General features: G+C 34.1%; 15 protein-coding genes and 1 other RNA gene. 4 read left to right on the top strand and 12 right to left on the bottom strand.

The annotated features are described in order from the left end of the window. The first annotated feature begins 1 nt into the window (after position 1). The 3 genes from ssrA (at position 2) to D4A81_RS08365 (ending at position 2,971) form a co-directional block, all read left to right on the top strand. Positions 2-339, top strand: a transfer-messenger RNA (tmRNA) gene (ssrA, locus tag D4A81_RS08355). A 131-nt stretch (positions 340-470) separates the two neighbouring features. Beyond that, a complete protein-coding gene (gene lexA / locus D4A81_RS08360; protein ID WP_111524323.1) occupies positions 471-1,079 on the top strand; it encodes a transcriptional repressor LexA in 609 nt (202 codons plus the stop codon). A gap of 137 nt (positions 1,080-1,216) precedes the next feature. Continuing rightward, entirely contained in the window at positions 1,217-2,971 is a 1,755-nt protein-coding gene (locus D4A81_RS08365) for an IS1182 family transposase (protein ID WP_119808279.1), read from the top strand. Between the two features lie 194 nt (positions 2,972-3,165). Here the strand turns inward: D4A81_RS08365 and rplS are convergent, their stop codons facing one another. The 4 genes from rplS to D4A81_RS08390 form a co-directional block, all read right to left on the bottom strand. Next, the gene (rplS, locus tag D4A81_RS08370; RefSeq protein WP_111526132.1) at positions 3,166-3,516 is read right to left on the bottom strand and encodes a 50S ribosomal protein L19; all 351 of its coding nucleotides are present in this window, start codon (positions 3,514-3,516) and stop codon (positions 3,166-3,168) included. Between the two features lie 137 nt (positions 3,517-3,653). Next, entirely contained in the window at positions 3,654-4,106 is a 453-nt protein-coding gene (locus D4A81_RS08375; RefSeq protein ID WP_111526131.1) for a DUF3021 domain-containing protein, read from the bottom strand. Further along, the gene (locus tag D4A81_RS08380) at positions 4,096-4,536 is read right to left on the bottom strand and encodes a LytTR family DNA-binding domain-containing protein (RefSeq protein ID WP_111526130.1); all 441 of its coding nucleotides are present in this window, start codon (positions 4,534-4,536) and stop codon (positions 4,096-4,098) included. The genes D4A81_RS08375 and D4A81_RS08380 overlap by 11 nt, the downstream gene beginning before the upstream one ends. A gap of 475 nt (positions 4,537-5,011) precedes the next feature. Then, complete coding sequence (locus tag D4A81_RS08390; protein ID WP_119808283.1) at positions 5,012-6,766, bottom strand: IS1182 family transposase; 1,755 nt, start codon at positions 6,764-6,766, stop codon at positions 5,012-5,014. A gap of 173 nt (positions 6,767-6,939) precedes the next feature. On the opposite strand from D4A81_RS08390, the gene D4A81_RS13830 reads away from it, so the two are divergent. Further along, entirely contained in the window at positions 6,940-7,014 is a 75-nt protein-coding gene (locus tag D4A81_RS13830; RefSeq protein WP_243111802.1) for a DUF2752 domain-containing protein, read from the top strand. A 236-nt stretch (positions 7,015-7,250) separates the two neighbouring features. On the opposite strand, the gene nudC is transcribed toward D4A81_RS13830, so the two are convergent. From nudC to rbfA, 8 genes are all read right to left on the bottom strand, one after another. Beyond that, complete coding sequence (gene nudC, locus D4A81_RS08400) at positions 7,251-8,105, bottom strand: NAD(+) diphosphatase (RefSeq protein ID WP_111525508.1); 855 nt, start codon at positions 8,103-8,105, stop codon at positions 7,251-7,253. A 26-nt stretch (positions 8,106-8,131) separates the two neighbouring features. Continuing rightward, positions 8,132-9,595 (bottom strand): nicotinate phosphoribosyltransferase, encoded by a 1,464-nt coding sequence (locus tag D4A81_RS08405; RefSeq protein WP_111525507.1) that lies wholly within the window; start codon positions 9,593-9,595, stop codon positions 8,132-8,134. A gap of 101 nt (positions 9,596-9,696) precedes the next feature. Next, a complete protein-coding gene (locus tag D4A81_RS08410; RefSeq protein ID WP_111525506.1) occupies positions 9,697-10,302 on the bottom strand; it encodes a hypothetical protein in 606 nt (201 codons plus the stop codon). A 97-nt stretch (positions 10,303-10,399) separates the two neighbouring features. Continuing rightward, positions 10,400-10,723 carry a DUF1292 domain-containing protein gene (locus D4A81_RS08415; RefSeq protein ID WP_111525505.1) on the bottom strand — a complete coding sequence of 108 codons (324 nt, stop codon included), beginning with the start codon at positions 10,721-10,723 and terminating at the stop codon, positions 10,400-10,402. 9 nt (positions 10,724-10,732) lie between these two features. Beyond that, the gene (locus tag D4A81_RS08420; RefSeq protein WP_111525504.1) at positions 10,733-11,683 is read right to left on the bottom strand and encodes a bifunctional riboflavin kinase/FAD synthetase; all 951 of its coding nucleotides are present in this window, start codon (positions 11,681-11,683) and stop codon (positions 10,733-10,735) included. Positions 11,684-11,695: 12 nt separating this feature from the next. Next, the gene (gene truB / locus D4A81_RS08425) at positions 11,696-12,580 is read right to left on the bottom strand and encodes a tRNA pseudouridine(55) synthase TruB (protein ID WP_111525503.1); all 885 of its coding nucleotides are present in this window, start codon (positions 12,578-12,580) and stop codon (positions 11,696-11,698) included. Then, complete coding sequence (locus D4A81_RS08430; RefSeq protein WP_111525502.1) at positions 12,573-13,520, bottom strand: DHH family phosphoesterase; 948 nt, start codon at positions 13,518-13,520, stop codon at positions 12,573-12,575. The genes truB and D4A81_RS08430 overlap by 8 nt, the downstream gene beginning before the upstream one ends. After that, positions 13,513-13,884 carry a 30S ribosome-binding factor RbfA gene (rbfA, locus tag D4A81_RS08435; RefSeq protein WP_111525501.1) on the bottom strand — a complete coding sequence of 124 codons (372 nt, stop codon included), beginning with the start codon at positions 13,882-13,884 and terminating at the stop codon, positions 13,513-13,515. The genes D4A81_RS08430 and rbfA overlap by 8 nt, the downstream gene beginning before the upstream one ends. Position 13,885 lies beyond the last annotated feature (1 nt).

Consider the following 13,885-nt stretch of genomic DNA (forward strand, 5'->3'; position numbering starts at 1 on the left):
TGGGGATGTACCGGTTTCGACAGGGAACATGCAGCTGGTGAAGCTATTCGTATACAATGCGTTAAATGGCAAAATTAAATATAAACGCTGAAGATAATTTAGCATACGCTGCCTAAGGCAGTTGCAGACCTATAAGCACTCACACTTATAGAATCTGTATCGACTTATGTGAGAAACCTTATATACAAAGCTTTGAGTATATAGATGTATCATGAAGCTACCTTTCATTACAGTTTGTTGTTTGACTGTTTTGAAGGGGAATTTTGACAAGCAACTATAATAGTAGAAGAACAGGGAATTGTTTTTTGGACACGGGTTCAACTCCCGTCATCTCCATCTTAAAAAGTCTTGATTTTCAAGGCTTTTTTATTTTACAAAAACCTCACTTTCGAACTATTGTTTGCATTTCAATCGAACATATGTTAGGATAGATGTAGTATTCTATCTAAAAATATATGAGGAGAGACTAAATGGACACATTATCAACCAAGCAAAAAGAAATATACAATGTTATAAAGGATTCCATATTGAATAAGGGATATCCTCCATCTGTTCGTGAAATAGGAGAATTGGTGGGACTTAAGTCTACATCCTCTGTTCATGCCCACTTAAATACTCTTGAGAAGAAGGGCTACATAAGGAAGGATCCTACCAAACCAAGAACTATTGAAATTACTGATGATACTTTCAATCTTACCCGTAGAGAAGTTGTCAATGTTCCTATGATAGGTACTGTGGCAGCCGGTATGCCTATATTAGCTTCTGAGAATATCATAGATTATTTTCCTATACCAAGTGAATTTCTCCCAAATAGTGATATATTTATGTTAAAGGTTAAGGGTGAATCTATGGTTAACGCTGGCATACATGATGGAGACCAGATCATTGTATCTAAACAAAATACTGCAAAAAATGGGGATATCGTAGTAGCTTTGATAGAAGATTCTGCTACTGTAAAGACATTCTACAAAGAAAAAAATTATTATCGTCTCCAGCCTGAAAATGATTTTATGGAGCCTATTTTGGTAAAAGAAGTCACTATACTTGGAAAGGTTATTGGTTTATTTAGATTTATGTGAAAAATGGGGCTGTCGGGAAATGGCATCCATAAAAGAGGGAGGTGTGACTCAAAACGAGTCACACCTCCCTAAGTTTTTACATAAAAAAAGATGGCTAACGATAACCATCTTTCTCCGTTACATGTTATAATGTAACTATGCTCACAGTTAATTATTATAACGACTTTTTTGAAATAGGTCAACAGAAAATCAACTTTAGCTTCTATGAATTGAGTTTACCCGATGACGATCCAGTCTATACCCTAAAAAAAGTTATGGAGGATTTAGATTTTTCCGGACTATTAGCCAATTGTTCGGACAAGGGAAGAACAGGGTACAACCCGATCATGATGTATGCAGTTATTACTTATGCAAATATGCGTGGAATACGCTCTATTGATCGTATTGTGGATTTATGTGAAAGAGATATTGCTTTTATCTGGCTTACTCAAGGGAGGAAGCCTAAAAGAGATGCTTTTTATGAATTTAAAAGTAAGAAACTTACTTCAGATATTTTGGATGACTTAAACTATCAGTTTATGAGACGATTACAAAAAGAAGGATTTGTTACATTAAAAGAATTGTTTATTGATGGAACAAAAATAGAAGCTAATGCTAATCGTTATACTTTTGTATGGCGTGGAAGCATTAATTATCATCTTGCAGGTCTTCTGGATTCTATTGATAAGCTTTATTCAGACTATAATTCTTTTTTACAAGATAATGGATTTGGCGAAAAGTACGAGTTTGGAAATGCACAAATGTTTGTGATTGACGGAATTGATAGAGTTAGAGATATTATTGAAAAGAACAGAAAAAGAAAGATTACGAAACATAAAAAGCTATCTAATAACCGTATTATAGAGATTGATAACTGCTCGCCTATTGAAATACTTAAGCTTCAGAAAAACCTTATGACTATTGCTGACGGAGAAGGTATTGTATTTGTTAACGGAAAGGGTAAGAGAAAGCCAAAGCTTCAACAACTCTATGAAGAACTTGAACATTGTGGACAGCGATTAATGCACTATAAAGAATGTTTTGAGATTATGGGGAAAGATAGAAACAGCTATTCCAAAACTGATTTGGAAGCAACCTTTATGCGAATGAAGGAAGATCATATGCTTAATGGGCAGCTAAAGCCTGCATACAATGTACAGATAGCGGTAGAGAATTATTTTATTGTACATAGTTATGTAAGTAATGATCGTACAGATTATAATACATTAATTCCGGTCCTTGAAAAGCATAAGGAAGCATTCGGAGAAGTACTTGAAGAAGTGACGGCAGACAGCGGTTATTGTAGTGAGAAAAATCTCTTATATCTAAAAGAAAATAAGATAGATAGTTATATAAAACTACAGGATCATGAAAAACGAAAAACAAGAGCATACAGTAAAGATATAGGTAAATACTACAACATGAAGACAATGGTATTTGAAGATGAGCAAGTCTATATCTGTCATGACGGTCGTGAACTTAGACATATCAACACAGAAAAGAAAAAACAGAATGGTTATACACAAACATATGAAGTATATGGATGTTCAGACTGTAGTGGATGTGAACATAAGTCTAAATGCTTATACAAATATAATCCTGATAAAGATGTTGATAAGAACAAAGTGATGAAGATCAATGAAGTATGGGAAGAGCTTCGAGAGAAATCACATGCTAACATACAGAGTGAAAAAGGTATTCTGAAACGACAGACACGGTCTATTCAAACGGAAGGTCATTTTGGAGATATTAAAGAGAATGAAGATTTCCGACGCTTTAACTATCGTTCTTCAGATAAGGTATATAAAGAATTTATGCTTTTTGCGATAGGAAGAAATATAAACAAATATCATCGTTTTCTCTACGCAAAACTAAAGAAATTTGAAGGAAAACCACAGGAGAAAACCGCATAGTAAAAAATGCAAAAGCAAAATTTCAGCCAAGGGGGTTTTATGCCCAAAAATAGACAGCATAATAGAAAAACAAAATATCCTGACAAAGTCACAAAGCCAAAACGCCTTGTACTTGTCAGGATATTTCTATTTTGTTCTGTAGGGATTAAAATTCAGTATTTCCCGACAGCTCCATTAAAAATATTAAGTTCAGATTATCTTGCACCTGCCTCTTTAACCTTAGCAGCCTTACCAACTCTGTCACGAAGATAATATAATTTAGCTCTTCTAACTTTACCTTTTCTTACAACTTCTATTCTGTCAACAGATGGAGAGTGTAATGGCCATGTCTTCTCAACACCGATTCCGTTTGAGTTCTTTCTTACCGTGAAAGTCTCTCTTGCACCACCATTTTGTCTCTTGATAACAGTACCCTCAAAAATCTGGATTCTCTCTCTGTTACCCTCGCGAATCTTATTGTGTACTTTTACTGTATCACCTACACAAAAATCATCAACGCTTGCCTTAAGTTGCTCTGCCTCAATACTTCTTATTAAATCATTCATGTGAAACCTCCTATTATTTTGATGTTCTTAAAATTTCTTCCAGAGGACCATCGCCTTATTCACAACTACAGTATTTTAACATATGAGCTATTACAAAGCAATAGCAAATCCATTTATAAGAGACATTTTTACGGCAATTATGACTTCTTAAGTCTTTCATTGATTTCTTCCACATGCTTTTTATTTATAAGCATAAATATAAGCCAGATTATAAAATATATTGAAATATATATTATTGTAAATGAAAGCAAACTTGCGATACTAAATGAATACCAACCTGCAAGTATTGCAAGGGGAATAAAAATCACATAATTTATAATACAATGCGAAACAGTCATTTTACTTATACTGAATTCAGTATCTGTAAATATAAGACTTGTGACCGAGAACAATGCACCTATCGCTGCCCATATAAAAACAGATACAAGCATTGCCATGATCTCATTTGGAAATGCTTCCAAAAATTTATTCGGCGCCGGCTGATAGGCTCCGCTGCCTGATAAGTATGAAAACAGTATAGATATAAATAAGCCTATATCAATTCCTATAAATATTCCAACTATTACTCTATTTATGATTTTATTTTTCATGATATAAAATCTCCTTTATTTTTTTTAGATATCTTCTTGATGAGCTGGTCATTGTACCGTTTTTGAACTCAATATTTATAATCCCTCCCACACTCATTGAAAAATGTGAGACATAATCAAGATTTATGATTTCAGAATTTGATACTCTGACAAACTGTACAGGCAGGATTTCTTCAAGCTCATAAAGCCTTTTTGAAATCTGATACTCTTCATTCTCAGTCTGTGCATATACAAGCTTTGCCCCTGAATAAAATCTTATAAACTTATTGATGGCAATTTGATAAAGATGATCATCTTTTTTTACATTCAGCTTATTATTATAAGCCCTTACATATTCTAAAAGTTTTTCTAAATCTTCAAATTTACTATGCGTTTTTATCAGTGCACTGTCCGAGTCAATACTGTCATCATTTTGATAGATTACATTCATATAGCACCTCCCTTAATAAAATACAAATATATTTGTTTAGATTAAGCATAGTGAAATAAGTAAACTTTGTCTATAGAATATGGACATATGGCAATTTATTAAATACAAGTGGACTATAAATCGAACTTCTCATAGCATTATTACATTATTCTTTATAAAATATTACAATTACATTTATAATATTTACTAGATTATGTTTTTTTTATGCAGGACAGCATAAATAAGCTTGCAGATTCTCAGAATAATATTAATAAAACTACATTTTAATTAATATGCCGAATCGAATCAAAAGGACAATAAAAGGAGCTGTCGGGAAATACTGAATTTTAATCCCTACAGAACAAAATAGAAATATCCTGACAAGTACAAGGCATTTTGGCTTTGTGACTTTGTCAGGATATTTTGTTTTTCTATTATGCTGTCTATTTTTGGGCATAAAACCCCCTTGGCTGAAATTTTGCTTTTGCATTTTTTACTATGCGGTTTTCTCCTGTGGTTTTCCTTCAAATTTCTTTAGTTTTGCGTAGAGAAAACGATGATATTTGTTTATATTTCTTCCTATCGCAAAAAGCATAAATTCTTTATATACCTTATCTGAAGAACGATAGTTAAAGCGTCGGAAATCTTCATTCTCTTTAATATCTCCAAAATGACCTTCCGTTTGAATAGACCGTGTCTGTCGTTTCAGAATACCTTTTTCACTCTGTATGTTAGCATGTGATTTCTCTCGAAGCTCTTCCCATACTTCATTGATCTTCATCACTTTGTTCTTATCAACATCTTTATCAGGATTATATTTGTATAAGCATTTAGACTTATGTTCACATCCACTACAGTCTGAACATCCATATACTTCATATGTTTGTGTATAACCATTCTGTTTTTTCTTTTCTGTGTTGATATGTCTAAGTTCACGGCCGTCATGACAGATATAGACTTGCTCATCTTCAAATACCATTGTCTTCATGTTGTAGTATTTACCTATATCTTTACTGTATGCTCTTGTTTTTCGTTTTTCATGATCCTGTAGTTTTATATAACTATCTATCTTATTTTCTTTTAGATATAAGAGATTTTTCTCACTACAATAACCGCTGTCTGCCGTCACTTCTTCAAGTACTTCTCCGAATGCTTCCTTATGCTTTTCAAGGACCGGAATTAATGTATTATAATCTGTACGATCATTACTTACATAACTATGTACAATAAAATAATTCTCTACCGCTATCTGTACATTGTATGCAGGCTTTAGCTGCCCATTAAGCATATGATCTTCCTTCATTCGCATAAAGGTTGCTTCCAAATCAGTTTTGGAATAGCTGTTTCTATCTTTCCCCATAATCTCAAAACATTCTTTATAGTGCATTAATCGCTGTCCACAATGTTCAAGTTCTTCATAGAGTTGTTGAAGCTTTGGCTTTCTCTTACCCTTTCCGTTAACAAATACAATACCTTCTCCGTCAGCAATAGTCATAAGGTTTTTCTGAAGCTTAAGTATTTCAATAGGCGAGCAGTTATCAATCTCTATAATACGGTTATTAGATAGCTTTTTATGTTTCGTAATCTTTCTTTTTCTGTTTTTTTCAATAATATCTCTAACTCTATCAATCCCGTCAATCACAAACATTTGTGCATTTCCAAGCTCGTACTTTTCACCAAATCCATTATCTTGTAAAAAAGAATTATAGTCTGAATAAAGCTTATCAATAGAATCCAGCAGACCTGCAAGATGATAATTAATACTTCCACGCCATACAAAAGTATAACGATTAGCATTAGCTTCTATTTTTGTTCCATCAATAAACAATTCTTTTAATGTTACAAATCCTTCCTTTTGTAATCGTCTCATAAACTGATAGTTTAAGTCATCCAAAATATCTGAAGTAAGTTTTTTACTTTTAAATTCATAAAAAGCATCTCTTTTAGGCTTCCTCCCTTGAGTAAGCCAGATAAAAGCAATATCTCTTTCACATAAATCCACAATACGATCAATAGAGCGTATTCCACGCATATTTGCATAAGTAATAACTGCATACATCATGATCGGGTTGTACCCTGTTCTTCCCTTGTCCGAACAATTGGCTAATAGTCCGGAAAAATCTAAATCCTCCATAACTTTTTTTGGGGTATAGACTGGATCGTCATCGGGTAAACTCAATTCATAGAAGCTAAAGTTGATTTTCTGTTGACCTATTTCAAAAAAGTCGTTATAATAATTAACTGTGAGCATAGTTACATTATAACATGTAACGGAGAAAGATGGTTATCGTTAGCCATCTTTTTTATGTAAAAACTTAGGGAGGTGTGACTCGTTTTGAGTCACACCTCCCTCTTTTATGGATGCCATTTCCCGACAGCCCCTTTTTGTATATACTATATTCAATACATATACGAATCCCCTGTATGTTTAAAACAATAACTCATCTGGACTGTCCGAGTTGCGGAGTAAGCAGGATGTGTGTATCGCTCTCACATTGAGATATCAGGTCGGCATTTTTCTATAATCAAATACTTGTTTTCCTTTTTCCTATCATAGCTCTTTACTATGCTTTTTATCAGATAAGATATATATTAACAGGTCAAAGAAAAACAACTGCTGTAGAAAATATTATCATGATAATTTTAATAGTTATATTGATACTATATGGCATTATAAGAAATATGCCCTTTTATCCATATAAACTGCCATAAAAAAGTCGGGTTTCCCCGACTTTTTATATTTCCCCGTCTCTGAATTTTTGAATAAGTTCATGCCCCACACTTATATGAAAAGGCAGAACAGGTACATCTTCTCTCTCAAACCATCTTGCCTCAGATAATTCCTCCTCCTGTAAGGTAATCTTATCATCTCCGTCAAGATCGGCAATAAATGCCAGCATTATGGTATCGGAAAAAGACCAAGGCTGTGATTTATAAGGCTGTATGTTTTTTACCTTTAAGCCCACTTCTTCCCTTACTTCTCTGGCTACCGCCTCTTCAAGAGTCTCCCCGACTTCTACAAAACCTGCCACCAATGCATAGTAATTATATATACCCTTGGCATTCTTTGTCAGTAAGAGTCTGTTGCCGTTTCTGATTGCCACTATGACTGCAGGAGATATTTTAGGATATTCTATATTCTTACACTTCGGACAGATCAAAGCCCTCTCTGTAAGGGATTTTTCTGTCTTTGTTCCGCAGTATCCGCAATATTTTCTACTCTGCATCCATCTGTATACCTGCGAAGCACTTACACCTGCAAATGCCTGATAACGAGGTTCAAACTCACGCAAAGCCTGTATGCCCTCCATATAGAATCCGCCAAACTCCGGCAAACTCATATCCTCCACCAGATAAAATTCTTCATCATCAACAGAGTTCGCATAATAGGACTTTTCATATATGTTCTCATCTTCTTCTTCCAGATCTTCGAATCTAGGTATGCTTACTTCTCCTGTTAATGCATCCTTTATAAGCATTATTTTATTGTACTCAAAATGTAAAACAAATGATTTTTTATTATTTTCCTTATTGGCTTTCTTTCTCCTATATTCGGGATAAAATACTTTCGGATATATTTCCTGTATCATACTACTCTTTCTTTTACTCTTTAAAACTATAACTCCTGATAATTATACTTTTGTAAGAGCTCATATCTCATATCCCACAGCTTCTGTGAAAGATCCACATAAGTTTCATGAGGATATGCAAGTCTCTTTGATTCATCCCAAAGAGTATCAAGCTCTTTTTTACAAAATTCTCTTATTTCCATTACTGAAGGAGACTCATATACGCATTCACCATTTTTAAATACTGGAACTAAAAGCTCCTTAGTCTCAAATGATCCTGCACTAAGCTTTGTTCTCTTCCATGTTTCAACAGGATCAAATAGCATAAGTGACTCATCTGTAGAAAGATTCTCCTCTTCTAAACAAATATAATCTGCTATTATCTTGCCTGTCTTTTTATTGTAAATTCTATATATTTTCTTATTTCCCGGATTTGTTATTTTCTCAGCATTCTCAGACAATTTTATCTTTGGTATAAACTCACCTGTCTCCTCATTCATCACAGCAGCAAGCTTGTATACTCCTCCAAATGCCGGGCAATCTTTTGAAGTAATAAGGTTTGTACCTACGCCCCATCTGTTTATTGTAGCACCCTGTAATTTCAATGAGGATATAATATTCTCATCCAAATCATTTGATGCTGATATAATTGCATCACTAAATCCTGCCTCATCAAGCATCTCCTTGGCTCTCTTTGAAAGGTATGCAAGGTCTCCGCTGTCAAGTCTGATACCATAATTCTTTAGAGGTATTCCTGCCTCCCTCATCTCCTTAAATACAGCTATAGCATTCGGTACACCTGATTTTAGTGTGTCGTATGTATCTACCAAAAGTGTACAGGCTGTCGGGAAAGTCTTTGCATAAGTTCTGAAAGCTGAAAGCTCATCCGGGAAGCTCATTATCCAGCTGTGAGCATGTGTTCCAAGTATAGGTACATCAAACATTCTTCCGCAGAGTACATTACTTGTTCCTACACAACCTCCTATCACAGCCGCTCTTGCTCCGTAGATACCCGCATCAGGTCCCTGTGCTCTTCTAAGACCAAACTCCATCACTCCATCACCGTCAGCAGCTAACACTACTCTGGCAGCCTTTGTTGCTATAAGTGACTGATGATTTATTATATTCAAAAGAGCAGTCTCTATAAGCTGTGCCTGCATTATAGGAGCAATCACTTTTACCAGCGGTTCTCTAGGGAATATAACACTGCCCTCAGGTATAGCATAGATATCACCTGTAAATTTAAAATCTCTCAAATACTCCAAGAAATTATCTTTAAACAATTTTGTCTTTCTGAGATATTCTATATCTTCATCATCAAAATGCAGATTTTTTACATAATCAATTACTTGATCAAGTCCTGCACATATGGCATATCCATTTTTATTAGGATTTGATCTGTAAAACATATCAAAAATCACTGTTTCATTTGCATTGTTTTCCAAATAGTAGCCCTGCATCATTGTAAGCTCATACAAGTCAGTCAATAATGTCAAATTTCTTTTATTCATTCTCTATTCCATCCTTTTTTTGCAACTACCTAAGTCTTTGTATATCAATCTATGCTTTATTTACTATATTGTCAAGTTAATTAATTTAAAACTAAGATTAATCACCTATTTTCATCAAATAATATTAGTCCACCTTTTCTTCTGTGTCCGGTATTCCATAATTCTCTAAAATCAAACCATCTATAGCTACCATAACTTACCACCTTTACCATGAATTTTTCTCCATCTTCTTCATAGCCTGTAAGCAGAAACCAATGCCATACAAAATCTTTAAACCTAGGATTTTTATGCATTAGTACAAGCATAGGTATTGGAAATTCCTTATCTATCTGAGATTTCACTATACTGATGGCATCTTCTATGGAATTATCTCCCGAAAACTCTGACAGCCTTATACTTTCCTCATCAATGTCATTTAAAAAGTCTCTAATACCGTCCACATAAATCTCCAATCTATCTATACCTGTCCATCTAGGTCTAAGATATGGCTTTACATCATTTGAAAAATCCACATAATCAAGTGCTCTGACAGTTTCAATTTCATAAGGATAAAGCTTATCTTTACCAAGATACTTTCTCATATAGATAAAACTATCACATGCCGTTACACAGGCACATCCACCCTTATTCATCCAAAGATTCTTAAAGTCCTCCTGATTCCAACCATATTTACCATCAATGTAAAAATAATCCAACTCTCTCTTCATATTCTTTCTCAAACCTTTACACATATAAAAAGTTACAGTTTGGCAAAACCTTAATATATTAAAGTTATCAACCAAACTGTAACCATTCTTCTAGAATTTATAAATCATCCTCATCAAATAATTCTTCAAACTCTTCCTCATCAAGAAGCTCGTCAAAAGCCTCTGCTACTATCTCATATTCCTCATCAGTTTCTATATTTGTAAGTTCAGGCTGACCTTCTTTGGTCTCTGAATATCTGTAAAGATATACTGTACCTTCATCATTATCATCCTCAGGCATTACAGCAATATACTCTCTGTCTCCGGCACTGAAGATATTGAGTACAACGCACTCAAGGACTGTATCATCCTCAAGTGTTATAGAAACTGATACATTACCTTCTTCTACTATACCGTTTTCAAATAAATTCTTATCGTCCATAGCTCTCCTTTATTTAACTTGACTGTTAAGGAAGTTCAAAACTTCCACCTTATCCTTGATTAATTGACTCTTAAGTGTATCCAAGCTGTCAAACTTTATCTCCGGTCTTATATATTTATAAAGATACACCTCTATCTCTCTACCATAAAGAGTTGCATCAAAATTGTAAAGATATGTTTCAACTCTTGCAATATGATCTCTCTTATCATTTTCAATACTTGGATTTGAACCTACATTTGTAAGTCCCAGATAAAATGTGTCATCATCTCCAATTCTTACTCTTGAAGCATAAACTCCGGATTTTGGCAAATGCTTCTGACTTGAAGGAAATATATTCAATGTAGGGAAACCTATTTTTGCACCAAGCTTGTTTCCCTCTTCTACGATACCACTAATAGAATATATACCTCCTAAGAGCTTGTTCGCTTCTTCCATATCACCTTCATCAAGCTTTTGTCTGATCAGAGTCGAACTGATATCATTTTGGAAATCATCCTTTTCCTTTGTGATTATCTTTACATCATATCCCAAGGTCTTTGACAATCTATTTAAAAGTTCTATATTTCCACTCTTTTTATATCCGAAAGCAGCATCATCTCCTGCCACTATCTCTGCCATTCCAAGCTTTTCTATAAGAATATTAGTCAAAAACTCTTCTCCGGTCAACTTGGCAATATTCATATCAAACGGGTACTCTATATAATAGTCAATTCCCAGTTCTTCAAGCTTTTTTCTTCTCTCTGCATTTGTAAAAATTTGCGTGGTATTTTTATTTCTTACAATATTTGATGGTAAAGTTCTAAAAGAGAAAACTACCGTCTTCAATCCCTTTTTATTTGCCTCATCCTTTAAAGTTCTAAATAATTTTCTATGTCCTCTATGTTCACCATCAAATTTTCCTATAACAACAGCTGTTTTATCTGTTATTTTTATGTCTGTAGTATCTATAAATGTAATCACATTATCACCTATCTATAAAAACATCTTAAATGGCTTTAGTTCCTTATTATCCTTTTGATATATTGCAATAAATATATCTCCAGAATCATAAACCCTATATAATTCGCTATTGCCGAACTTATCCTCAAATTTTAATTTATTACCATTATGTAGATATTTATCAAAGTCAGGGGAGGTATTTATCTTTGGCAGGAAGGAAAAATACTCCTCCACGCTCATTATCCTTTTATCTATATTATCTCTCTCTGATTCCAATTGTGTCAGGCTTATTGCCCCGTCTATATCAAATCTGTCTACTCGCTTTCTAATAAGTGATTCCATGCATCCTCCTACTGAAAGCTTTTCCCCTATATCATGGCATAAAGTTCTGATATAGGTGCCCTTTGATACCTTTGCCTTAAACCTTACTCTTGGCAAATCAATATCAATGATATCAATATCAAAAATATTTACTTTTCTTGGTTCTCTTTTGACTTCCTTGCCTTCTCTTGCTAAATCTACAAGCTTTTTTCCACCTACTTTTAATGCTGAATACATAGGAGGAAGCTGCATATATTCGCCTAAAAAAGAATTTATGACCTCTTTGACCTCATCTTCATTCAAATTTGAAATATCTCTTTCTTTTAAAACTTCTCCTGATGAATCCTGTGTATCTGTAGAAATCCCAAGTAGCAGTACAGCCTCATATTCCTTTGATTTATCTGTAAGCATATCAGATAGCACAGTTGCATTACCCAGTAATACCGGAAGTACACCGATAGCATCGGGATCCAATGTACCTGAATGACCTATTTTCTTTTGTTTTAATATCCCTCTCATCTTTGCTACAACATCATGAGAAGTAAATCCTTTTTCCTTGAAGATATTTATTATTCCATTGTAAATATTTTTAGCCATTTAATTCTTTCTCAATCATAGGCAATATGGTATCTTTCAAAAGTTCATCAATATTACCATACACTGTGGCTCCGGCAGCTCTGATATGTCCACCACCTCCAAGTGCAGAAGCAATACTGCTCACATTCTTATTTATAGAGCGTAAACTCACCTTATATTCATTTTTGGCTGTCTCATACATAAATAATGCTATTTCCACACCCTCTATATTTCTAAGGTTGTCTATGATTCCATCCATTTTCTTCTTATCCGAAACATACTTACTCCAAGTATTATAATCTAAAAATCCATAACAGCACTTACCGTCAAACTCCTGTTTTACATTTGTCAGTGCCAGGCCCAAAAGCTTTGTAGCATTAAAGTCCTTCTTGAAATAAGTGTCATCTATAATTTTTGTAAAGTCAAATCCTTTTGCCATCAATTTACCTGCAATTTCCATAGTTTCTTTTGTAGTAGATTGATATTTGAAAACTCCTGAATCATGTACTATGCCGGTGTATATACACATTGCCGTAGCCACACTTATCTTATCTTCACTCAACAATGTATACAGTAATTCACATGTTGAACTTCTAAACTCCTCTACTATATTGAATTTTGCAAAATTTGTATTTGTGACATGGTGATCTATACATATGCTTTCCTTTGCACTGTCAAGCATTCCCCCTCTAATACCAAGTCTCTCTCTGTCCGATGCATCCAAAGTTACAAGCAGATCCGCTTCTACAAACGGGTCTTCACTTATCAGTTCAAACCCGTTCATAAATGCAAACTTCATTGACGGCTTTTCAAGACATACTCTTACCTGCTTATCTTTATAATTTTCAATTATATAGTTATATAGTCCCAGTGTAGAACCTATGCAATCTCCATCCGGACTCACATGACCTGTAATAGCTATATTTTTTGCATTTTCAATAAGCTCTATTAGTTTATTCATTGCCCCTCTCATCTTTTTTAATAACTTCATCTATCAGCTTATCCATCTTCATGCCATAAGCCAATGACTCATCTAAAACAAATTTCAGTTCAGGCGTATTTCTTAGGTTCAATCTTCTTGCAAGCTCTTTTCTTATAAAACCTGAAGAAGATTTTAGTCCTAATAATGTCTTCTTTGATTGTTCCTCATCACCTAATACACTAACATAAATTGTTGCATATTTCAAATCTGTGGTAACCTCAGCATCTGTCACACTTGTCATAGGTGCAACCCTTGGGTCTTTGACTTCTCCCCTTATGATTTCAGATACAGTTTTCATCACTTCTGAGTTTATCATAGTAGACTTTAAACTATTCTTTCTCATA

The sequence above is a fragment of the Lachnoanaerobaculum umeaense genome, assembly GCF_003589745.1.
Classification (GTDB): domain Bacteria; phylum Bacillota; class Clostridia; order Lachnospirales; family Lachnospiraceae; genus Lachnoanaerobaculum; species Lachnoanaerobaculum umeaense.